Here is a 21,146-nt window from a genome sequence, read left to right on the forward strand (position 1 = left end):
GCCAGCGTTGCAGCGTCTCTTATGCGCGGATCCTCTCCGCGCCACCGCCTCGCGTGGGGCTGGAGAAATCAAGCGTGCCAATCCGACCATCGGCCTGCAGTCTACCCAGCCCTACTTCACAGACCCTTGCGGCGTGACAGCCAACTCTCGTAGTAGATCGGCTAGGATCCGGTCGGCAATCCGCGAGAAGGCAGTGAGATGGCCTAGCCATCTACAGACGCTTGCGCTCTCCCATCAACGGAGATACATCAATTTATTGGAATTTACACGGTCATACCGGGGGTCAGATCGATACTAAAGCTCACTTTACAGCCAAGCAACACTTAGACGGCTCACACTGCGCAACGCGGCCCTTCCACTCTCAAAAGCACGGGTTCGACTCTGGCACCGAAGGCATCAGCGAGGACTTATTACTCTTCACGCGAAGCAGTAATCTCATCCTTACTGCCAAGCGATGTTGCTCCGAAAATTCAGACTTATTTCCGCCTTCACCTTCGCCGGGTCGTCCTGTTGGGCCAACCTCTCTCGAAGATTTCTTGGCACCGTGACGCGATCGACACCGGCCAAAATTTCTTTCAGTTCGTTCACGTCAATCTCTACGACGTCTTCGTCCTTCTTATCCTCAGGTTGCATTGTAAGCTCCCAAGATTGCCAATTACTAGAGCCTATTGTGCCCGCGAAGATGCGTCAAGAGCGGCCGGCGGGGGGAGCCTTTCAACCGCCAAGTCGAGCGCCGGCACGCCCTCTTCAATGGGTCATATGGAGGGCCAACTCTGCTCTATGCGTTCAAATAAAGTGGAGCGGCCCTGACGCACTCAATACCTTCGCGTTGACAAGATTCCTGAGCAGAGACGAGCCATTTTCGATGTCTATGCCGGTAGCCGAGTAGAAATCCGACTCGGTGAACGCCCGTGTCCGCGCCGAAATCCATTCGAGTCCAGCTTCTAAGGCTGCCGGCGCGAGGCCGAGCCCATCTCCAGGTGAGTTGCAATCGGTTTGCGCAAGCTCCATGAGGTCTCTGCCAGACTGTCCTTCAAGATGACGAAATTCCGCTCCAGACAGATGGCGCAACAACGCTTGTGGGGATGCGATATCTGTTAGATTCAAGTCGTGAATGAGGCGCGGAGCAAGATCAATCAAGGATTTCATAGCAAGCAACCTGAGGCCTTCGCCACCGTTCAGGCCGGGGATCGGCGTCCTCCAGTGTGAATGCTCCTTGAGCGCTTCAGCTATGGCATTGGCGGCCAGCCAATACGCTGGCTTTGCTTGAAGGCGAAATACTAGATTGATGGAATTGCCCAAAGCCTCAGTCTCATGCCACCACCCGAACGGAAGGAACAGGCAATCGCCCGGCGACATGACTAACTCAGTGCCATTCTCGTTTGGGGGCGGATGGTCGGCCATGAGGCGGTGCTGAGGCCGAGTTCCGCCGCGTGGTCCAGGCCCGCGCTCGGATGGGAAGTACGTGTAGTCCGCGTTGTAATCAGAACTCGGCGAGCAGTACCACCAGAGCTTCTCGCCAGCCAACTGAATAACAACCAACTCCACCCCATCATGATGAATTGGAACTCTAGACCCTGGAGGAGAGATTATAATCGACGCCGGAGCAACCGGCCCAATCAAGCCAAGTTCAAGCTGGAATCGGTTTTTCCAGTCGCGTAGGATTGGAAAAACGGCTTCCCCGTCTTCGATCGTTACGCAATGGCCCTCTGCGAGGAGACGGGAAGCGTCTCTCGGGTTACTTTTAATCTGCCGTGGGATAAATCCGTCTCGCTGCTCGTAAACGATCAACTCGATAGGAGGGATCAAGCGAGCGAGTATCTCTTGCCCTGTAATCTCCGAAATCTCGCGCAATCCCACTAGCCGATCAATCCCGCCCGTACCTGAGCATGCATATCGAAGGTATGGGCCCAGCAAGAAGCCCTCCCTTCGAAGCATGGGGAACAGAGAGGAGAGAGCGTCCATCTGCCTTTGCCTACAATCCAAGTATGCGCATTAGTGAGAATGCCCCGGAGCCCCGCCCACCGCAACCAAATCCCTTTCCCTCTTTCGAGATGACCTGGACACCTTCGGAACCCTTCTGGAGCCCTCGCGAATCAACAACGATGGTTCATGGCGTGGGAAAGCGCGATAGCTTCAGTATGGACTGGACAGCCAGGGTACGGATAAGACTGGCACGGGACCCACACGTCGCGAGATATAGATTTCTTCGGCAGTGCCAGCAGGAGGGTAAACACCGTGTCGAATCTCCGCTAAAGCAGACAAGTGAAGCTAAACGAGCTAGCTCGGGGCATTTGCCCATGGGGATCAAACGGAGAGCTTCGTCATGCTCGATTCGTTCGCGCGGTTGGAAAGCGCCGGTAATTCGCGGTCTGGAACCCTACTAGAAATCTACCATTCCGGACGTCCACTCGCGTTCGAACTCGACAGCGATTTCATAAAGCAGATTTTCTCAACGGACGATCTTGAGACCTACCTTTTCACGGCCGGCGTTGCCGCCGACCCCGACCTGTTCAGTATGGCGCATAATGGGAGACCGCTCGCGGTCAGTTCGACCGATGACATATTGCGTGGTCTTTCGGCAGGATCAACCCTTTCGCTACATGGAATCCAGCGCCGATGGCCGGCGGCTGGGCGCTTCGCATCAGAAGTGGGGGAGTATTTCGGCAGCCATGTTGTCGTGAATGTATTTATTGCGCTCTCGGGGGGGCAGGCCTACCCGCTCCATTACGACACCCAAGATCTTTTCATTCTTCAAGCGGAGGGTGAGAAGCAGTGGCGGGTATTTCGAAAATGGGAAGTCAGCGACGACCCATCTGTGTCGATTGACCATCTCGGGCCGCCCATAATCGAGACTAAACTTTCATCCGGACGATGCCTGTATGTGCCTCGCGGCCACTATCATAGCGTAAGCGCTGCCGATTGCGGTTCGACTCATACCGCGCTTGGAATTCACCCAGTCCGTATTGGCGACCTGGGAACTCGCCTCCTCAGTCCTCGCCGAGGTCTCACGACCGCTGATCAGCCGATATCCGTCCAAGACCTGGGGGGTATCGGGCGAGAATTGGAATCGCTCGCGCAAGAGATCAAGCAATTTGCACTTTGTGGAGATGCAGGCGAACATGTTCTACAACTTCTGAGATGGGACCTTTCACGGCAGAATCCCTTACCTGGTAATTACCTTAACACGGTTCGGAAAATCGACTCCGCCGGGGCGGGTACTCTGTTTCGGCGTAGGCCAGGAGTTCGATTTCGATGCGTCCTCGACGGTGATCGATTGTTTCTGCTTGCCCATGATTTTGCGTTACCTTTTCCAAGAAAGATCGAGCCTGCCGTACGAGCACTGCTGACGAAGACACATTTCTCCAGCACAGACTTTTCGCAGGCCTTGACAATCGAAGCAGCGCTCCATCTGCTCAAACGCCTAGCGGTGGGTGGTTGCTTAGAAATCGTTCCGGACGAATGATATGTACGCAGCAGCGGAACAAAACGTCGCGATGGATCTTGCTTGGCCAACCATCATAAGCGAGGCCGTATTCGAGGAGGCGGACCAATACCGTGACACTCTTATAAACATAATTGAGAGGGCAGCGAGCCGCGCCGGGGTCTCTGGCCAGACTGGCCGCCTGCCTGAGTTGACTATGCGGCCGGAGCTTGTGGGAATACGGAAGGACCTGCCAAGAGAATGGTGGACCTTCGTTCTGAAGAGCATACAGGCACACCTTGCTGCCGTACGTCCGGGCTTATACCCGATTGGCAGCAAACAGGTCTCGGAATTGTGGCCGAATATTCATCGTATCGGCGAGTTCCACGCGCCTCACTTCCACTCTTTTGAGAGGTCCGTACTCGTCGGCACGTATTATGTTGGCGTTCCGGAAGTGCGCAGTGAATTAGAGGCTTGTTTGGCGCTGATGGATCCGAGGGGACGAATTAGCGCCTCGGCTGAGTATAACAAATTCCACGGTGCAAGCGAGTATATCGTTCAGCCTGTCCCTGGAAAGCTTGTACTGTTTCCTCCACACGTGGTGCACTACGTTTATCCTCATAGATCGACAACAGCCGTCCGATACTCAATTTCGTTCAATGTCTCGAAGGCAGCGCTAGCCGGAGGAACGGGCAGTGCCGATTTTTGAATGGGCAGCTTCATGTAGGAGCGGTGAGCCCGAGATCGATTTTCGGGCTCTATGGGCCACGCCTATGCGAAAAGCTCGGTATGAAAGGAGTACGAGATCCCCGACAGACACAGAGCTGACCAGCAGGGAATTGGAAGATCGCTTTTTGGAGGTAGAGCAGGTCGACACCTCTGCCGTGATGCGCCAAGCTGCGGCACTGAAGAACATTGAGGCTGGAGCTATTTCACCTGACCTGCTCGCCTTCTTTTGCTCGGAAATCAACTCGTTCCTAAGGTGGATTCAGCCCGGCTTCGAGTTTCAGGTCACCACAGACGATCTGATGTTGAACCGACTTCTACCTAACCGAGATGGATATGGATTCCCGCCCATCTCCCACGTACCAGCGGGCTCCCTTATCGTCGGGTGGTATCATTGTGGGGCCTCGACGAACGATGATGACCGCGCCTTGGAACTTGCGCTCATGCGGCCAAGTGCTCCTACTGCAGCCCCGAATTGGTATCAGCAACTAAACCCAGAGGGGGATATCCGTGTTGAGCTTCAGCCCGGTATGCTCATTTTACATCCCGCTCACGTGCTAACTTACGCACAGCCCCAAGAGGTGGGACTGATTGGACCTATTATTCGCATTGGTGTGTCCTTGGAGGTTCTGCTCCGATCCGGCTTTACCTGATCTTGTCACCGCGCCCCTTTCGGTGTGGCAATAATTTGCCTTGTGCGTAAACCTCCGCCGCTCGCGTACGTGATAGCGCGGCGAGCCTAGGAAAATAGGGACAAGTTGTCAGAGTTCGGGCACCGGATTGCGCGCTTACAGAAGCCGCTCCAGTCACAGCAGGGTGCGCGTCGGAAGGTTGGAGGACGGTAGATGCGTTCGGAACGTGTTTCGCGACAATGAGCACAGCGACTGTTCGGGGCCACGCTTCCGTGCATCGACGACGTCGCTCTCGTGTTCCATCTCAGACGGTGGTGCGACCCTGTGGTTCAATGGCAGGGCGTAGCCGGCCATGGCCGGAGGCAGCCGTGGGTTGGCCCCGATCTAGCACTCAGCCTTCAGCGCTGAACGACCCTGTCCTCCAACTGTCGCGGCGCAATGAGAGGACGTGCAGATGACGTACTCAAGATCGACTTGCGGAGCGCAGAGCCCTGATGGCTGACCTGCTTCTGATAAACGCCTCAAATTTTCCGGCAAACCCGATTTACCCTTACGCGTTCGTGCAACTGAGTGCGCTGGCCCGCCGGCAAGGGATTACCGTCTCGTGTTTGGACCTATTGGGTCTACCCCAGCCGCGCTACGAGGATGCCATCTCCCGAGCCATTATCGATACCAGTCCGAGCCTTATCGGATTCCACGTTAGGCAAGCCGATTCGGTTTCTCAGCGCGACTATGCGCCAGCGCCGGGCAATCCGAAGTCCGATTTCTTTCCGCTCGACGACACGCGCTTCGCAGTCGAGATTGCCCGACGAGTGAGTTCAGCACCGCTAATTGGGGGTGGGTTCGGGTTCACCGTTCACGCATCTCGCACTTTCGAACATCTCGGGCTGGACTACGGGTGCGCTGGCGACGGCGACCCATTGTTTACCTATTTCGAAAACCTCATCGCGGGCCGCGATCTTCACGCTGTGCCCAACTTGATTTGGTACAACGAAGACACCGTTGCTTCAAATCATCGCTGTTTTTACGGCCCAAACCCGGAAAGAGAGTATGATGCCACATCCATACAATCCTTAGAGAGATTCTACGGCACAGAAACGCTGTACGGAACGAATCAACCAAGCATAGCGGTGGAATTGGCGCGCGGTTGCCCCTATGCGTGCTATTTTTGCACGGAACCAACCGTGAAGGGGCGCACCGTTCGATACAGGGATCTTGACGTTGTTTTCGGGGAGATTGGGTTTCTCAATTCTTTCGGGCTAAATAATATTTGGCTAGTGTGCTCAGAACTCAATATTGGAAACGAGGAACTCGCGGTCAAACTCGCCGAAAAATTCATCGCCTTCAACTCGAAGCGCACTTCAAAGGTACGATGGCGTGCATATCACCTTCCTAAGTGGATCACTCGCTCAACACTCGATCTCCTTTATCGCTCGGGTTTTCGTGGCGGGTGGAATGATTACCCATCCTTTGATGACGAGAACTTACGAAAGACAAGAGTCCCCTACAGATCGAAAGATGCAGTGCAGCATCTCGCTAACACAATTGCCGTCTGCTCCAACATTCATGAAGGTCGCAAAAGAGCTTTTTCCATGTTCCTGGGAAATGCTTTTTCGTCGCCTTCGGTGCTTAAAAATTCGCTCGATGTTTTCGATCAATGCGGCTTTCAGAAGCATTTTCTAGAAGCCAGTGTGGGCGGTGCAACTCGTGCATTCGAAGGAGTATCGATAGGGTCGGGTATACCAGGATCTGATTTGCCAATCACGTATCGCCGTGATTCATCACACTCGTCTACAATGAACATCATTTGTCCCACTTATTTCTTTGCTCCCCCCCTTCTGGAAGCCGCAGGTTCGGAAGAAGCTCTATTATCGTTTTTTCACTATGCTGAGCGGTGTTTTTTGAGCAGGGCTTACGAATTTGAGGATAATTGGGCTGACATTTTGCTCACTGCGCTTCGATCGCCATGGTCGCATGGGCTTTGGAGGTCATTTCTGGAAAGTAATTCTGCCGCGTCTTTGTGGAACCTCCTGGCAGACACTGTACCCGGGACGACTGGCTTTTTAGGTCCGGAATGCGGGGATCTTGTACTCGCTGAGCGGCTCGCGGAAGAAAACTCCACGCTGGGTAGGCACCTATCGACCCCGCTCCGTCTGATCTGCACAGAATTAGGGCGGCAGGCAATCGAACTCGATACAGCTCTGCTTGCATCCCACGAAGTCGCGGAGGTCATCGGACTGTTGCTGCAAGATGAAAGCCCTTACGCCTGCTTTGTGGCACTGTCCAAACGATTTCCGTCCAACCAATCGGTGCTCGACTTCCTGCTCGAAACTTCGACTGACCGAACGGGGGCCGCATCCTGGGCGGTGCAGGTAGGGATTAAGGCCAAGGGTGTTAGCCTTCGTCCGGAGTTTGCTGCTGTCCTCGGCATCTCTCTTCAAGAGAGTGCTCCTTTGCCTTAATGACCCCACAAGAAGTACGTCACCGTAAATACGGTGCCGGCAGGCGAGTCCGCAAAAGGAAAATGCCTAAGCCGTTGCATTTAAACGGATGAGGCCTTGCTGGGCTGCATTCTTGGGAATGCTGTATTACGTTGACATCGTAGGGGTCACAGGTTCGATCCCTGTCGCGCCCACCATATGAAGCCCTTGAGATACCGGGACAAAAGGCCGCCTCGAAAGGGCGGCCTTTTTGCTTTGGGCCGGAAGCAGCGCAAAATCCCGAGCCGCGATTCGCACGAGCAGCCCGCCGCAGCAATGATCCATGCGCGCCCGGACAGCGCGACTCGGGCAAGCCGCATAGGGCAACGAAAAACCCGCCGCCGGCATCTTTCTTGCTAGCCATCGCCTTCGTGAAACTGACATCGAACGCGGGTTATGAGCCCGCGATCAGTGGAGTTGCCGATGACCTTGCAGCAGCGCGTGCGCATTCACACCGAAGACGACCACGAACGCGCGACACAGCGGATCGACGAGATCGCGCATGCCTCGGCAGGCTCGCGCGAAGAGGCGGAACTCCTCGCCCTGCTGGAAGCGGTCGAGCGCTGGGAAAGCCATCAGGAGTGCTGGTCCGACTGGCTTTGACGGGCGGCGCCGACGCAAGCCTCACCATCGACACCCCTGTTCTCGCCCTCAGCCCTGATAGCGGGCGACGATGCCGAGCAGGGTCGAGGGCTCAAAAGGTTTGACCATCCAGGCGCTGGCGCCGGCACGACGACCTTCCGCCTTGATCTCGGCGCCGTTCTCGGTGGTCAGCATGATGATCGGGATGTTCTCCCCCTCGGGCTTCGCCCGGCAGGCGCGGGTGAACTGGATGCCGTCCATCAACGGCATGTTGAGGTCGGTGATCACCAGATCCGGCTTGAACTTGTCGAAAGTCGCCAAGCCCTCCTCGCCGTTCTCCGCCGCCGCCACGTCATGGCCGGCATTGCGCAATGTCAGGCACAGCAGGCTGAGCAGGGTCTTGGTGTCGTCGATGGCCAGGATCTTCATTCACCTCACTCCAGAACAAGCGCGCTGCGATGACGCGCCGGTCATCTGATTTGGACAGCCACGGCACAACTCGAACACCCCCACACAAATCTAGGAAAACGATCTGACCAAGCCGCCGATCAGGAGATTCCAGCCGTCGATCAGGACGAAGAAGATCACCTTCAGGGGCAGTGAGATCACGGTCGGCGGCAGCATCATCATGCCCATCGACATCACCACCGTCGCGACGATCATGTCGATGACGAGGAATGGCAGGGCGATCAGGAAGCCGATCTCGAAGGCGCGCCGCAATTCCGAGATCATGAAGGACGGGATCAGGATCCGCAGATCGACGCTCTGTGTCGGGTCGGTCGGCCGGATGCTTTGCGGCGCGATATCGGCGAAGAGGCGCAGATCGGCCGGGCGGGTCTGCGTCAGCATGAAGTCCCGAAACGGCTCGGTGATCTTGGTATAGGCCTCGCCTTCGCTGATCTTGTTCTCGACCAGCGGCTGGACGCCGTTCTGCCAGGCCTTGTCGAAGGTCGGAGCCATGACGAAAAAGGTCATGAACAGGGCCAGGCTGATCAGGATCAGATTGGCCGGCGTGCTCTGCAGGCCGAGCCCCGAGCGCAGGAACGACAAGGCGATCACGAAGCGGCTGAAGCTCGTCACCATCATCAGAAGCCCGGGCGCGACCGAAAGGATCGTCAGCATCGCCACGATCTGCACGATGCGGCCCGAAGCCGAGGCCCCGCCCGAGGGCAACAACCCGTCGAGCCCGAGCGACTGGGCACCGGCGGCGGCGACCCCGGCCAACAGGAAAATGAGCGTCGTGGCTAGCTTGATCACTGGACGACCAGGGTTTCGATGACGATGTCGCGGACGAGGCCTTTCGAGCGCACCGCGATCCGCTCGGTGAGGTCCTCGCGCAGGTTTCGCAGGCCCGCGGCGCCTTCCATCTGCCGCGCCGTGACGCTGCGCAGGAAGGCCAGGATGTCCTCGGTGATGGCGCCGATCAGCGGCTCGGCACTGAGTGCCGCCTTCTGTTCCAGCACCAGCGCCGCCTCGATGCGCACCCAGGCATTCGCCGGCGCGGCGAGATTGGTCACGATCGGCGCGAGCCGCTTGAGCACCAGCCCGCCGGCCATCGCAGGATTGACGCTGAGATGGGGCGAGGCCTCCTCCATCCGCTTCATCACGGTGGTCTCGACCGTGCCGATGACACGAGTGCCCCAGAGTGCCCCGGCGCCGGCCGCGAGCAGGGTCAGCAGCACGGTCGGCACGGCTGCCCGCAGTGCCGGTAGGGAACCTCTGGAGCGTTTCCGGCCAGCCGGCAATTTGAGCTTGGGCGCGGCCATCAGAAGGGCATGACCCGGTCATAGACCTGATGGCCCCAGCCCGGCTGCTGCACCTCCATGCCGCGGCCGCGGCCGCCATAGGAAATCCGCGCCTCGGCGATCTTGTCGTAGGAGATCGTATTCGTGCCGGTGATGTCGCGCGGCCGAACCATGCCGGCGATGTTGAGGACGCGCATGTCGTAGTTCACGCGCACCTCCTGCGAGCCGTTGATCATCAGATTGCCGTTGGGCAGGATTTCCGTGACCACGGCCGCAATCGAGAGATCGACCTCCTCCGAGCGATCGGTCAGCCCCTTGCCACGCGACGAGGATTCGGAATCGACATTCGAGCTGATATTGGCCGAGCTCGAATTGCCGCCGAAGGCGGCGAGGAAATCGAGCCCGAATTTGGCGACCGAATTGCGCGAGCGGTTGGAGTTGTTGTCGAGCTTGGCCTTGTCCTTGATCGAGATGCGCACCGTGACGACGTCGCCGAGCTTCATTGCCCGTGTGTCGCGGAACAGATCCTCGCTGTGGCGCGTGTAGATCGAGTTGAACGAAACATCGACCAGGCGGCCTGATTGCTGGCTGACCGGGATCGCTTCGCGCGGCGTCGACAGCCCGCTCCCGACGCGGGACAATTGCGGTTCGCGGTTGAGTTCGGCCAGGTCTTGCGAGCAGCCGCCGAGCGTGACGGCGCAAGCCGCGAGGATGAGAGCCTTCATCGGGTCTGGACTCCGGTTGTTGGCGTTCTGTTGGCGGGCGTACGGCGGCCGCCCAGGGCTTCGGCGAGTTGGGCCGCGCGCGCGGCCTCCATTTCGTTCAGCACGGCGCTGGCCGTGCGTGGCGGCAGCTTGCCCAGGAGCGAGACGGCCATCGCCTCATCCATCGCCGCTAGCTGCAGCGCCGCCGCCTCGGGCCGCATCCGCGCGAAGATCTCGGTGATGCGCGTCTCGGTCTGCTGGATTTCGGCATCGCGCTTGGCGGTCAGGGTCTCGAGCTCGGCTTTCCGCTCCTCGAGCTTCTTGAGCGTGTCGGTCAGCTTGGCTTCGAGCGTCTTCAAGGTATTGGCCTGCCATGCGAAACGGGCCTCGGCCGCGGAATCGCGGATGCTGGCGCAGAAATTCGCAGCGTCGGAGGTCCCCGAAGCTGCTGCGGGCGGTGTCGTCCTCGGCGTCTGCGCCTGCGAGGCCAGCGGCATGCCGGCCAACGCCAGGATGGCGACTGACAGCAACGGACCGCCCAGAGATGTCCTCAGCAGCATTACGAGCAACTCGCTTGAATGGTATGATGAGATTATTGGGTGCGATGCTTTCGCGAGGCTGACCTCGGCGAAATAGATCTTGCAAATCTTAAGAAAAACGCCGGGATCAACACCTGATCCCGGCGCCTCTCGATGCTGCAGCAAAGCTATTGAACGACGAGATCTGCCTGCAGGGCGCCCGCGGTCTTGATCGCCTGGAGGATCGCGATGATGCCGGCAGGCTTCAGCCCGATCTGGTTGAGGCCCCGCATCAGCGTATGCAGGTTCGCCCCGTTGATGATGGCGAGCCGGCCTGTTCCCCCTTGCGTCGCCGTGACCGTGGTCCGGGGCACGACGACCGTCTCGCCGTTGCTGAATGGCTCGGGCTGCGACACCGTCGGCGTCTCGGTGACGCGGACAGTGAGATTGCCATGCGTCACGGCGACGGTGGAGATCTTGACGTCGCGGCCGATCACCACCGTGCCGGTACGTTCGTCGACGACGACACGGGCGGGCGAATCCGGCTCCAGCGTCAGGCGCTCGATCTCGGCGATGAAGCGGGTGGTCGAGAGATTGACCGGCCGCGTCAGGCTGATGGTGCGGTGGTCGAGCGCGAAGGCGACGGTCGATTTATAGCGCTCGCGGCTGAAGGCGTTGATCGCGCCCGCAACCCGCTCGGCCGTGACGAAATCCGGATTGCGCAATTCAAGCGACAGGACATGCAGGCTGGCGAGCTGGTCGGCCACCTGGCGCTCGACCAGCGCCCCACCCGGAATCCGCGCCGCGGTGGCGACGCCCTGCGTCACCCGCTCCGCCTCGCCCTGGACCGAGAAGCCGGAGACATTGAGCCGGCCCTGCGCCAGCGCATAGGTCTGTCCATCCGCCGCAAGCAGCGAGGTCACCACCAGCGTGCCGCCGAGCAGCGAGGTCGCATCGCCCATCGAGGCGACGCTGACATCGATGCGGCTGCCGCGCCCGGCGAAGGGAGGTAGGTCAGCCGTCACGATAACCGCCGCGACATTGCGGGTGCGCAGCGTGCTGTTGCGGACATTGACGCCCAGCCGGTCGAGCATGGATTGCAGCGCCTGGCCGGTAAAGGGCGAATTGCGGACGCTATCGCCCGTGCCCTGCAGGCCGATCACCAGGCCGTAGCCCACGAGCTGATTGTCGCGCACGCCCTGAAGCCCGGCGATGTCCTTGATGCGGACGGTCGCCCCGGCGGGAGCGGCGCCCTGAACCGCCACCATGAGCGTGCAGATGAAGGCGACCAGTCTCGACCGGAGCGCCATCACTCGCCTCCGACGCGGATGGTGCCGTTGGCCTGGACAACCCCGATGACCGTGAGACCGGTATCCGGATTGCGCGCCTTCACCATCTCGTTGACCGAGGCCGATTGCAGCGGCTCGACGATCCCTGTGATCACCATCTCGCTCTCGCGGAAGACGACCTGCGTCGGCACGCCGCGCCGCACGATCTTGGCATCGTCCACCGCATTGATCGGGATCGGCTGGCCCGGCAGCAGGGTGCGCCGCGCCACCTTACCGACAAGCGCCAGGCGGTTGTCGACCGATGCCCGCATCGCCAGCCTGAAGGCGCGGTCGACGAGATGGGAATCGGTGATGACGTCGCCGGGATAAAGCGTGACGACGGGCACCGGCAGCATGACGTCGCCGGGCGCCGCCTGCGCGCAGCTTGCGCCCAGGCAGAACAGGGTGGCGGCCAGAAGCGATGATCGCGCCGGAACTCGGGTCATGGCTGGGCTTCCTTACCGGATGCCGGTGGAGACGGTGCCGGCCATCTGGTCGGCGGCGGTGATCACCTTGGCGTTCATCTCATAGGAGCGCTGGGCCGCGATGAGCGCCGTGATCTCTTTCACGGGATCGACATTGGACGCCTCGAGATAGCCCTGGCGCAGCTTGCCGAAGCTGGTGCTCGCCGGCGTGCCGTCGACTGGCTGGCCCGAGGCCACGGTTTCCCGGTAGAGATTGCTGCCCAGCGGTTCCAGGCCAGCGTCGTTGGCGAAGTTGACCAGCGTGATCTGGCCGAGCTGTCGCGGCTGGACCTCGGTCGGGATCTTGGCCAGCACCAGCCCGGATTCGTTGACCGTGATGTCGGTCGCATCGGCGGGGACGCGGATGACGGGGTCGAGCAGATAGCCATCGGCCGTGACGATGTCGCCATCGGCATTGGTGTTGAAGGTTCCGGCGCGGGCGTAGAGCGTCTCGCCCTCCGGCGCCGTGACCTTGAACCAGCCGCGGCCGTCGATGGCGAGGTCGAGCTTGTTGCCGGTCTGGGTCAGCGCGCCCTGGATGTGCAGGTTGCGGATCGCTGCGGCGCGCACGCCCAGGCCGAGCGAGGCGCCTTCCGGGATCGAGCCATCGCCGCCGCGATTGGGCACGCCGCGAGAGCGCTCGGTCTGGTAGAGCAGATCGGTGAATTCGGGCCGCGCACGCTTGAACGAGGTCGTGTTGATATTGGCGAGGTTGTTGGCGATGACCTCAACATTCAACTGTTGAGCGCTCATTCCGGTCGCGGCGATGGCGAGGACTTTCATGAGATTTGGACTTTCATGGAATTGGCTCCTCAGATCGCCATGTGGATGAATTCTTGGTAGGCGGAGACGACCTTGTCGCGCATGGCCATCGCCAGCTGCAGCGACTGCTCCGCCGACATCACCGCCTGGACCACGTCCTGGACGGCAGCCTTGCCCTGGACGCCGGCGACGGCTGCGGCCTCGCCCTGCGCCAGATTGTCGACGAAGCCCTGCGAGACGCTCGCGAAGACCGAGCCGAAATCGGCGCCCGGAGCCTGGGTCGCGGCCTCGGCCGTAAAGCCCGGCCGGACGGCCGAAGCAGCGAGGCTCTGCAGCCCCTGCCCGATTTGGCCCGCGACCGGGGCAAGTGCGGAGATTGCGTTCAACATCAGCCGTTCCTCAGCAGGTCGATCGTCATGGATTGCATCGAGCGCACCTGCTTGATCATCTGCAGGTTGGCCTCGTAGGAGCGATTGGCCTCGCGCATGTCGGCCATTTCGAGCAGCATCGAGACGTTGGGCAGCTTGACGTAGCCCTTCGCGTCGGCGGCCGGATGGCTCGGCTCGAACTCGACACGGAAGGCCGATTTGTCGACACCGACGCCCTTGATCTTGACCAGCGCCGCGCCGAGCGCACGATCCATGGTATTCTCGAAGGTCACGGTCTTGCGCCGGTAAGGATCGGCGCCGGCGGTCTTGCCCGTCGACTGCGCGTTGGCCAGGTTTTCGGAGACCACGCGCACACGCGTCGACTGGGCCTGGAGGCCGGCGCCGGCGATGCGGAGCGATGCGTCAATAGGGTCGATCATGGTCTAATCTTGCCTCTTTCAAGCTTAGGTCCGAGCGGTTCAGCTTTTGACTGCGGTCATCATCATGCGGTGGAAGCTTTTCACGAGATTCGTCATCAGCGCGTAGTTGCGGCCGATGTCGCCGGCCTTGAGCATTTCCTGTTCGAGGCTGACCGAATTGCCGGAATGGACAACCGACCAGCTCTCGCCCTTGCGCTGCTTGGCCGTCATGGTCTCTGCCGGCGTCGTGGTGATGTGGTTTGGCGATGTCGCCGCCACGGTGAGCGTGGTTTTCCTGACGATGGCGTCGAAAGGCTCGACATCGACCGCTCCGTAGCGCGGCGTATTGGCGTTCGCGACGTTCTGCGCCACGGCGTTCTGTCGAACGGCAAGCCAATTCGCTTTCTTGGCGGCAATATCGAAGAGGTAAATCGGCTCCACCTGGGACGCTCCCGAAATCGTTGCAATGCAACAATACGAAGCGTTACTTGCGTGAAGCTGTTGTTGTGGATTTTAGGGAAAACATCGGCTCAAATTGAGCTTAGGGCGACATCGAGCCAAAGCGTTTTGGCTTCATCGCGGGACGCCGGCCTCAAGGTCGGCGCCCGAAAGGTCAGAGTATCGTATAGCCGAGGTAACGCTTGGAATCGATCGGATCGTGGCCAAGTCTGGCACGAAGTTTCTTTCGCAGCTTGCTCACATGGCTTTCGACGACGGCCTCGTCCACTTCCGCGTCGAACAGACCATAGACCGCATTGAAGACTTGCGACTTGGTGACCCAGCGTCCGCGATTGCGCATCATAAATTCAAGGATGCGGCGTTCACGCCGCGGCAGCATCATGACCTTGCCGCCGACATCGGGATCACGGCCATCGAAATACACCGTGATGTCGCCCCGGTTGATCTCATCGTCGGTGGAGCGCCGCTTGTCGGTTCGGCGCCGCATCGCATGGACCCGCGCCAGGATCTCGCGAACATGAACCGGCTTGCGGACCACATCGTCGACGCCGGCGGCGAAGAGTTCGAGGGTCTTCTCGAGCGAGGACGCCTCGTTCATCGCGATGACCGGAGCCTGCGAACGGCGACGGATCATCATGGGGAAACTTGCGCGACCTTCACAATCACCAAGAAGGAAGGCCTCGACATTCTTGATATGGTCGGCAGGTGTATCCTCCACCCACTCCTGGAAACGGGATGGCGAGAACCCGATTGATGGCACGCCCTCGCCGGTGAAAAGGGATTGATATCCCTCCGTCACCAAAATTCGATCATCGACAACAATATACATAGACACCCCCCAGCGTCAGGCTCGGCCCGCCTCACAGGAGGAAGGAACAATAGCAGATTGTGTGTCGGATTGTTGCGCGTCAATATAATATTGTTGCAACGCAAAACAACAACAACGCTGCGAAAACCCGGAATGAATATCCAGATACGTATTTATTTGGTTGAATAAACCAATAATTAAGCATGCGGGATTCTCGCGCCGCCGCAGCCAGGCAAACCGACTCTGGGGGAGCCTCCGCTGGGAGTCTCCAGGGCCGCGAAAAACGGCCCTATTATATAAAGAGAGGAATCCAGTATAATTCCTGTCTGCGCGATGAGAAATTTATTAAAGATTTACAAGAAACAAGACGAAAGCTCCACACAAGCAAATCATTGCGTAATGCCACTCGAGACTTGAGCTTGGAGAGTGGCGATGAGCATTTTCGACATCATGCGAACCGGCGTGTCCGGCATGGCGGCGCAGGCAAGCAAGATGAGCGCGGTCGGCGACAATATCGCCAACGTCAACACCACCGGCTACAAGCGCGCCTCGACGGAATTCTCCTCGTTCATTTCTCAAGGAGGCGCGGGCGAATACAATTCCGGCGGTGTTTCGACGACCTCCCGCTACGCCATTTCCAATCAAGGCGTGATCATGGGGACGACCTCCACCACCGATCTCGCCATCAACGGGGAAGGTTTCTTCGTCGTCTCGGATGCCGGCGGCACGCCTTATCTGACCCGCGCCGGCGCCTTCGTCGAGAACGGCGACCATGACCTGGTCAATTCGGCCGGCTTTTACTTGATGGGCTACCCGATCACCAATGGCGACGTCTCCGTAGTGGCCAACAGCCTGGACGGGCTGCAGCGCGTCAATCTGGCCAACGTCGCCTATGAGGCGAACGCCACCACGAGCGGAACGCTCAAGGGCGTTCTTAACTCCAACGCGACGATCGTCGCGGCGGGCAGCCTGCCCTCGGATAACGTGGCCGGAAGCACTTATTCCAGCAAGGCGTCGATCGTGACTTACGACACCTTGGGCAACAAGGTTTATCTCGACGTTTACATGACGAAGACTGGCACAGGCCCCGATACATGGCAGGCCGCGATCTTCGCGAAGGCCAACGCCAACCCCGCCACCGGAGGTTTCCCCTATGGCGCAGCCGGCTCTGCGCCACTGGCGACGGCGACGCTGGCCTTCGACGGTGCCGGCCAGTTGACGACCGCGCCGGCCACGGTCGGTGTCGCTATTCCCGGCGGCAGCACGATGACGCTCGATTTCGGAGCGACCTCCCAGGTCGCGATGGACACGAACATGGAGCTCGCCGTCAACGGAAACGCGCCCAGCGCCGTGGACAGCGTCGACATCGCCGCGGACGGAACGGTCTACGCCGTGTTCGAGAACGGCAACCGGATCGCCACCTACAAGATTCCGCTGGCCACGGTGCCCAGCGTCGACCAGCTCACGCCGCTATCGGGCAACGTCTATGCGGTCAGCCAGCTATCGGGCGACGTCATCGTCGGCTTCCCGGGAAGCGGCGGTCTCGGCTCCATCAACTCCAAGGCGCTCGAACAGTCGAATGTCGACCTGGCAACCGAGCTGACCGCGATGATCGAGTCGCAGCGCAGCTACACCGCCAATTCCAAGGTCTTCCAGACCGGCTCCGAACTGCTCGACGTCCTGGTCAACCTGAAGCGCTGAGCCGCGGCGACAGATAACGGAAAGCACTCCAATGAGCCTGTCATCCGCCCTGAACGTGGCCCAGTCGTCGCTCTCCGTGACCGGACTGCAGACTGCCGTCATCTCGCGCAATGTCGCGGGCGCCGACAGCGAATACTACAACCGCAAGAGCGGTCTCGTGGTCACGACCTATGGCGGCGCGGTAAAGGTCGCCTCGATCGGCCGGACGATGAACACAGTGCTGTTCACCAACAAGCTCAGCGCGACCTCCACGACCTCCGCCCAGCAGGCGATCGTCAACGGGCTCGACCAACTCGAGGCGACGGTGAACGATCCCGAGCTCGACCAGTCGGTCGCCGCCAAGCTCGGCAGCCTCAACAACGCGCTACAGCAATACAGCATCACGCCCGACGATCCGTTGCTGGCTCAGAATGTCCTGAGCGGCGCGGACGCGCTGGCCCGTGCGCTCAACCAGGCCAGCGATACGGTCGGCGGCGTCCGGGAACAGGCGGATGCCGACATGGCTGCCGGCGTCGACCGCGTCAACGACCTCCTCGCCGAGTTCGAGCAAGTGAACCGGGCGATCGTCAAAGGCACCCAGGCCGGCTCCGACATCACCGACCAGCTCGATTCGCGCGACCGCATCCTGTCCCAACTCTCGGAGGAGATCGGCATCAGCGTCTCGACCCGCTCGGGCAACGACATGGTGATCTACACCGATGGCGGCGTCACCTTGTTCGAGACGACGCCGCGCAGCGTGACGATGGCGCCGAGCTATGCTCTTGGCGCCGGCGCCTCCGGCAACGCGGTCTTCATCGACGGTGTCGCCGTGACCGGCGCCAACTCCGTGATGCCGCTGAAATCCGGCCAGATCTACGGCTCCTCGGTCATCCGCGACGATGTCGCGGTGACCTACCAGAACCAGCTCGACGAGATCGCCCGCGGCCTCGTCGAGGCCTTCGCGGAAAGCGACCAGGGCACGCCGGCGACGTTGCCGGACCAGGCCGGCCTCTTCACCTGGCCCGGCGGCCCGGCGGTTCCGGCGACGGGCACCGTCTCGCCGGGCCTGGCGGCTTCGATCCGCATCAACCCGAATGCCGATCCCACCCAGGGCGGCGATCTCGACCGTCTCCGGGACGGCGGCATCTCCGACCCGTCGAACCCGAACTACGTCTACAATTCCAGCGGCGCGGCCAGTTATTCGGACCGGATCCAGGGCCTGCTGACCGCCCTGGCGGCCGATCGCTCCTTCGATCCGGCGGCCAAGGCCGACCCCAGCACCAGCCTGACAGGCTTCGCCAGCTCCTCCGTCGGCTGGCTGGAAGCGCAGCGCCAGTCCAGCACCACCACGCTGGGCTACCAAAAGGCCCTGCTGGAGCGCACCTCCGAGGCCCTGTCGAACGCCACCGGCGTCAGTATCGACGAGGAGATGACGCTGATGATGGAGCTGGAGCGCTCCTACAGCGCCTCTTCGACCCTGATCACGACGATCGACAAGATGCTGAATTCGCTGCTCGAGGCCGTGAGGTGACGTCATGAAGACAAGTTCTGTTTCCTCCTCCTCATTGTCGACCATGCTGCGCAGCACGATCCTGAAGGCGCAGGAGAAACTGGTCGGCGCCAACAAGGAGATGACGACGGGCCGCTATGCCGATATCGGCCTCAGCCTCGGCGCCCGCACCGGCGTGACGGTCAATCTGCGCAACCAGCACGACCGCACCTCCGGGATCATCGACACTAACGGGCTCGTCTCGCAACGGCTCCAGGTGACGCAGCAGGCGCTCGGCGGCATGCTCGACACCGCCCAGAATTTCCTCAAGACCCTGCTCAGCGTCCGCAACGGCGAGAGCGGCGTCGACGTCCTCGTCTCCGAGGCCACGAACAATCTTCAGGCCACCATCGGCGCGGCCAACAGCTCGATGGGCGGGCAATACATCTTCGCCGGCATCAACACGCAGCAGCAGCCGCTGACGGACTATTTCTCGGGCGCCACCGCCCCCAACAAGGCGGCGGCCGATGCGGCCTTCACCAGCTATTTCGGCTTCACCCAGGACGATCCGGCCGCCGCCACCATCACGGCCGCCGACATGACGAGCTTCCTGCAGACAGACTTCTCCGATGAATTCGCCGATCCTGCCTGGGGAGCGAACTGGTCGACCGCACTCGACAGGAACATCCAGAGCCGGATTTCTCCCAACGAGGTCGTCGAGGTCTCGGCCAACGCCAATTCGCAGCAGATGCGCGATCTGGCGAAGGTCTACACCATGGTCGCCGATACCGGCACCAAGGGCTTGAACCAGAACGCCTACCAGGCGCTGGTCGACGAGGCGATCAAGGTCGTCAATGGCGCCATCCAGGGTCTCATCGCCAATCAGGCGCAATTGGGTTCGGCACAGGCCAGGGTCACCACCGCGAGCGAGAGGCTCACGACCCAGCGTGACATCCTGGCCCAGCAGATCCTCTCCAATGAGGGCGTCGACCCCTATGAGGCGAAGGTCCGCGTCGACCAGCTCACCACCCAGGTGGAGACGGCCTATGCGCTGACCGTGAAGCTGCAGAGCCTCAGCATCCTCAACTACATGCGCTGAGCACTCCGCTCCGCTCACCCCCCGATCAAGCTGGAGGACACCCATGTATCACAGCTCGTACATCGCCGCGGCCGAAGACGATTGCACCGTCGCGCGAGCAACCGAATGGCGAGCGCTGGACCAGGCGGTCAAGCTGCTCGAAACGGCCCGACCGACCGGATCGGCCTCGCGCGAGACGATCGAGGCGATCTCCTTCGTCGGACGCCTCTGGACGCTGCTGATCGAGGATCTGGCGAACTCCGACAACGCGCTCCCCGAGGCGCTGCGCGCCTCGCTCATCTCGATTGGCCTGTTCGCGCTCAGGCAAGGCGAATTGCTGCGCCTCGGCCAGTCCGAGGACTTCGACTCCATCATCGACGTCAACCGGATGATCAGGGACGGCCTGGCGTGAGACAGGAGGTGAGAAAGACAATGAACCTGTCCCTGCGCGCCAACGAGAAGATCTACATCAACGGAGCGATCCTCAAATTCGATCGCAAGGTCAGCCTCGAGCTGCTCAACGATGCGACCTTCCTGCTCGAGAGCCATGTCATCCAGGCCGATGAAACCACGACGCCGCTTCGGCAGCTCTATTTCACCATCCAGGCGATGCTGATCGAGCCCAAGAACAGCGGCCTCATCAAGCTGATGTTCGAGCGCATGCTGATGACCACGGCGCAGATGTTCGAGGATGCGACTGTGCTCGCCGGCCTCCAGCACATCGACCTCCTCGTGACGGAAGATCGCTTCTTCGAAGCGTTGAAGCATTTGCGCTGCCTCTACCCCACTGAGGCCGCCATCCTCGCAAGCTCCGGACAGGCTCCGGCGTCTAAGCTCGATGCTGTGGTCCCGACCAAGGCGATCGCAGCCCCGATACTCACCTCACAGGTTGCTTAGGAGGCGATCATGGACGTGGCCAGCACAACCAGCGCGCAGAGCTCGACTACGAGCGCCAGCACGACCAAATCGACCACCTCGAGCGGCATGGCCGACTACAATACCTTCCTGAAGCTGCTGATCGCGCAGGCGAAGAACCAGGATCCGACCAATCCGACGGACCCGGCCCAATATGTCCAGCAATTCGCCGCGCTGTCTCAGGTCGAGCAATCGGTCTCGACCAATTCGAAGCTCGACCAGATCATCGCGAGCCTCGACAGCCTGAAGACGACGACCGCGACCTGAGGAGCACGCCATGAACGAGGCCGATGCGCTCGACCTGATGCGCGACGCCGTCTGGGCGATCATCCTCGGCGCCGGGCCGGCCGTCGGCGCCGCGATGGCGATCGGGGTCACGATCGCGCTGATGCAGGCCCTGACGCAGGTGCAGGAGGCGACACTGACCTTCGTGCCCAAGATCGTCGTCATCCTCGTGGTGATGGCGACCACCGGATCCTTCACCGGTGCGCAAATCTTCGCCTTCACCGAACGCGTCTACGGGCGCATCGAGCGCGGGTTCTAGCCCAGGGCCCGCAACCCCTTC

The 21,146-nt window shown here is 60.5% G+C and carries 25 protein-coding genes and 1 tRNA gene; 12 read left to right on the forward strand and 14 right to left on the reverse strand.

From position 1 onward, the window contains the following. Positions 1-441: 441 nt before the first annotated feature. On the reverse strand, positions 442-633 hold the full coding sequence (locus BHK69_RS01015; RefSeq protein WP_069688485.1) for a hypothetical protein: 192 nt from the start codon (positions 631-633) through the stop codon (positions 442-444). Positions 634-786: 153 nt separating this feature from the next. Continuing rightward, a complete protein-coding gene (locus BHK69_RS01020; RefSeq protein ID WP_069688486.1) occupies positions 787-1,965 on the reverse strand; it encodes a JmjC domain-containing protein in 1,179 nt (392 codons plus the stop codon). Positions 1,966-2,326: 361 nt separating this feature from the next. Between BHK69_RS01020 and BHK69_RS31220 the strand changes: the two genes are divergently transcribed. The 5 genes from BHK69_RS31220 (at position 2,327) to BHK69_RS01050 (ending at position 7,865) form a co-directional block, all read left to right on the forward strand. Next, positions 2,327-3,466: a JmjC domain-containing protein gene (locus BHK69_RS31220; RefSeq protein WP_083269043.1), complete on the forward strand. Its 1,140-nt coding sequence runs from the start codon at positions 2,327-2,329 to the stop codon at positions 3,464-3,466. 1 nt (position 3,467) lies between these two features. Beyond that, positions 3,468-4,133, forward strand: a complete 666-nt coding sequence (locus tag BHK69_RS31225; RefSeq protein WP_083269044.1) for a putative 2OG-Fe(II) oxygenase — start codon at positions 3,468-3,470, stop codon at positions 4,131-4,133. A gap of 1,143 nt (positions 4,134-5,276) precedes the next feature. Next, positions 5,277-7,244, forward strand: a complete 1,968-nt coding sequence (locus tag BHK69_RS31810) for a B12-binding domain-containing radical SAM protein (protein WP_148663284.1) — start codon at positions 5,277-5,279, stop codon at positions 7,242-7,244. Positions 7,245-7,345: 101 nt separating this feature from the next. After that, positions 7,346-7,420, forward strand: a tRNA-Val gene (locus BHK69_RS01045). 265 nt (positions 7,421-7,685) lie between these two features. Continuing rightward, a complete protein-coding gene (locus BHK69_RS01050; protein ID WP_069688491.1) occupies positions 7,686-7,865 on the forward strand; it encodes a hypothetical protein in 180 nt (59 codons plus the stop codon). 48 nt (positions 7,866-7,913) lie between these two features. On the opposite strand, the gene BHK69_RS01055 is transcribed toward BHK69_RS01050, so the two are convergent. The 12 genes from BHK69_RS01055 to BHK69_RS01110 form a co-directional block, all read right to left on the reverse strand. Then, the gene (locus tag BHK69_RS01055; RefSeq protein ID WP_069688492.1) at positions 7,914-8,273 is read right to left on the reverse strand and encodes a response regulator; all 360 of its coding nucleotides are present in this window, start codon (positions 8,271-8,273) and stop codon (positions 7,914-7,916) included. A gap of 90 nt (positions 8,274-8,363) precedes the next feature. Continuing rightward, a complete protein-coding gene (fliP, locus tag BHK69_RS32985; protein WP_069693265.1) occupies positions 8,364-9,098 on the reverse strand; it encodes a flagellar type III secretion system pore protein FliP in 735 nt (244 codons plus the stop codon). Next, the gene (locus BHK69_RS32990; RefSeq protein ID WP_069688493.1) at positions 9,098-9,610 is read right to left on the reverse strand and encodes a flagellar basal body-associated FliL family protein; all 513 of its coding nucleotides are present in this window, start codon (positions 9,608-9,610) and stop codon (positions 9,098-9,100) included. The genes fliP and BHK69_RS32990 overlap by 1 nt, the downstream gene beginning before the upstream one ends. Beyond that, positions 9,610-10,314, reverse strand: coding sequence for a flagellar basal body L-ring protein FlgH (gene flgH, locus BHK69_RS01070; RefSeq protein WP_069688494.1), 705 nt, complete (start codon positions 10,312-10,314; stop codon positions 9,610-9,612). The genes BHK69_RS32990 and flgH overlap by 1 nt, the downstream gene beginning before the upstream one ends. Next, a complete protein-coding gene (locus tag BHK69_RS01075; RefSeq protein WP_158516139.1) occupies positions 10,311-10,997 on the reverse strand; it encodes a MotE family protein in 687 nt (228 codons plus the stop codon). Before BHK69_RS01075 ends, flgH begins: the two co-directional genes overlap by 4 nt. 2 nt (positions 10,998-10,999) lie before the next feature. After that, a complete protein-coding gene (gene flgI / locus BHK69_RS01080) occupies positions 11,000-12,121 on the reverse strand; it encodes a flagellar basal body P-ring protein FlgI (RefSeq protein ID WP_069688496.1) in 1,122 nt (373 codons plus the stop codon). Next, complete coding sequence (gene flgA, locus BHK69_RS01085; protein WP_069688497.1) at positions 12,121-12,585, reverse strand: flagellar basal body P-ring formation chaperone FlgA; 465 nt, start codon at positions 12,583-12,585, stop codon at positions 12,121-12,123. Before flgA ends, flgI begins: the two co-directional genes overlap by 1 nt. A gap of 12 nt (positions 12,586-12,597) precedes the next feature. Continuing rightward, positions 12,598-13,386 (reverse strand): flagellar basal-body rod protein FlgG, encoded by a 789-nt coding sequence (flgG, locus tag BHK69_RS01090; protein ID WP_069688498.1) that lies wholly within the window; start codon positions 13,384-13,386, stop codon positions 12,598-12,600. 29 nt (positions 13,387-13,415) lie between these two features. Continuing rightward, complete coding sequence (gene fliE / locus BHK69_RS01095; RefSeq protein ID WP_069688499.1) at positions 13,416-13,754, reverse strand: flagellar hook-basal body complex protein FliE; 339 nt, start codon at positions 13,752-13,754, stop codon at positions 13,416-13,418. Further along, complete coding sequence (flgC, locus tag BHK69_RS01100; RefSeq protein ID WP_069688500.1) at positions 13,754-14,173, reverse strand: flagellar basal body rod protein FlgC; 420 nt, start codon at positions 14,171-14,173, stop codon at positions 13,754-13,756. Before flgC ends, fliE begins: the two co-directional genes overlap by 1 nt. Before the next feature lie 39 nt (positions 14,174-14,212). After that, positions 14,213-14,593, reverse strand: a complete 381-nt coding sequence (flgB, locus tag BHK69_RS01105; RefSeq protein WP_069688501.1) for a flagellar basal body rod protein FlgB — start codon at positions 14,591-14,593, stop codon at positions 14,213-14,215. Between the two features lie 172 nt (positions 14,594-14,765). Continuing rightward, a complete protein-coding gene (locus BHK69_RS01110) occupies positions 14,766-15,440 on the reverse strand; it encodes a response regulator transcription factor (protein WP_069688502.1) in 675 nt (224 codons plus the stop codon). A gap of 411 nt (positions 15,441-15,851) precedes the next feature. On the opposite strand from BHK69_RS01110, the gene BHK69_RS01115 reads away from it, so the two are divergent. Genes BHK69_RS01115 through BHK69_RS01145 form a run of 7 tightly spaced genes read left to right on the forward strand, consistent with a single transcriptional unit; the run spans position 15,852 to position 21,125 of the window. Further along, positions 15,852-17,120: a flagellar hook protein FlgE gene (locus BHK69_RS01115; RefSeq protein WP_069688503.1), complete on the forward strand. Its 1,269-nt coding sequence runs from the start codon at positions 15,852-15,854 to the stop codon at positions 17,118-17,120. A 31-nt stretch (positions 17,121-17,151) separates the two neighbouring features. Continuing rightward, positions 17,152-18,630 (forward strand): flagellar hook-associated protein FlgK, encoded by a 1,479-nt coding sequence (gene flgK, locus BHK69_RS01120; RefSeq protein WP_069688504.1) that lies wholly within the window; start codon positions 17,152-17,154, stop codon positions 18,628-18,630. A 4-nt stretch (positions 18,631-18,634) separates the two neighbouring features. After that, positions 18,635-19,687: a flagellar hook-associated family protein gene (locus BHK69_RS01125; protein WP_069688505.1), complete on the forward strand. Its 1,053-nt coding sequence runs from the start codon at positions 18,635-18,637 to the stop codon at positions 19,685-19,687. 43 nt (positions 19,688-19,730) lie between these two features. Further along, a complete protein-coding gene (gene flaF / locus BHK69_RS01130) occupies positions 19,731-20,078 on the forward strand; it encodes a flagellar biosynthesis regulator FlaF (protein ID WP_069688506.1) in 348 nt (115 codons plus the stop codon). A 20-nt stretch (positions 20,079-20,098) separates the two neighbouring features. After that, the gene (gene flbT / locus BHK69_RS01135; protein WP_069688507.1) at positions 20,099-20,563 is read left to right on the forward strand and encodes a flagellar biosynthesis repressor FlbT; all 465 of its coding nucleotides are present in this window, start codon (positions 20,099-20,101) and stop codon (positions 20,561-20,563) included. 9 nt (positions 20,564-20,572) lie between these two features. Beyond that, complete coding sequence (locus BHK69_RS01140; protein ID WP_083269045.1) at positions 20,573-20,848, forward strand: flagellar hook capping FlgD N-terminal domain-containing protein; 276 nt, start codon at positions 20,573-20,575, stop codon at positions 20,846-20,848. 10 nt (positions 20,849-20,858) lie between these two features. Beyond that, complete coding sequence (locus BHK69_RS01145; protein ID WP_069688509.1) at positions 20,859-21,125, forward strand: flagellar biosynthetic protein FliQ; 267 nt, start codon at positions 20,859-20,861, stop codon at positions 21,123-21,125. Positions 21,126-21,146 lie beyond the last annotated feature (21 nt).

This window comes from Bosea vaviloviae, assembly GCF_001741865.1.
Taxonomy (GTDB): domain Bacteria; phylum Pseudomonadota; class Alphaproteobacteria; order Rhizobiales; family Beijerinckiaceae; genus Allobosea; species Allobosea vaviloviae.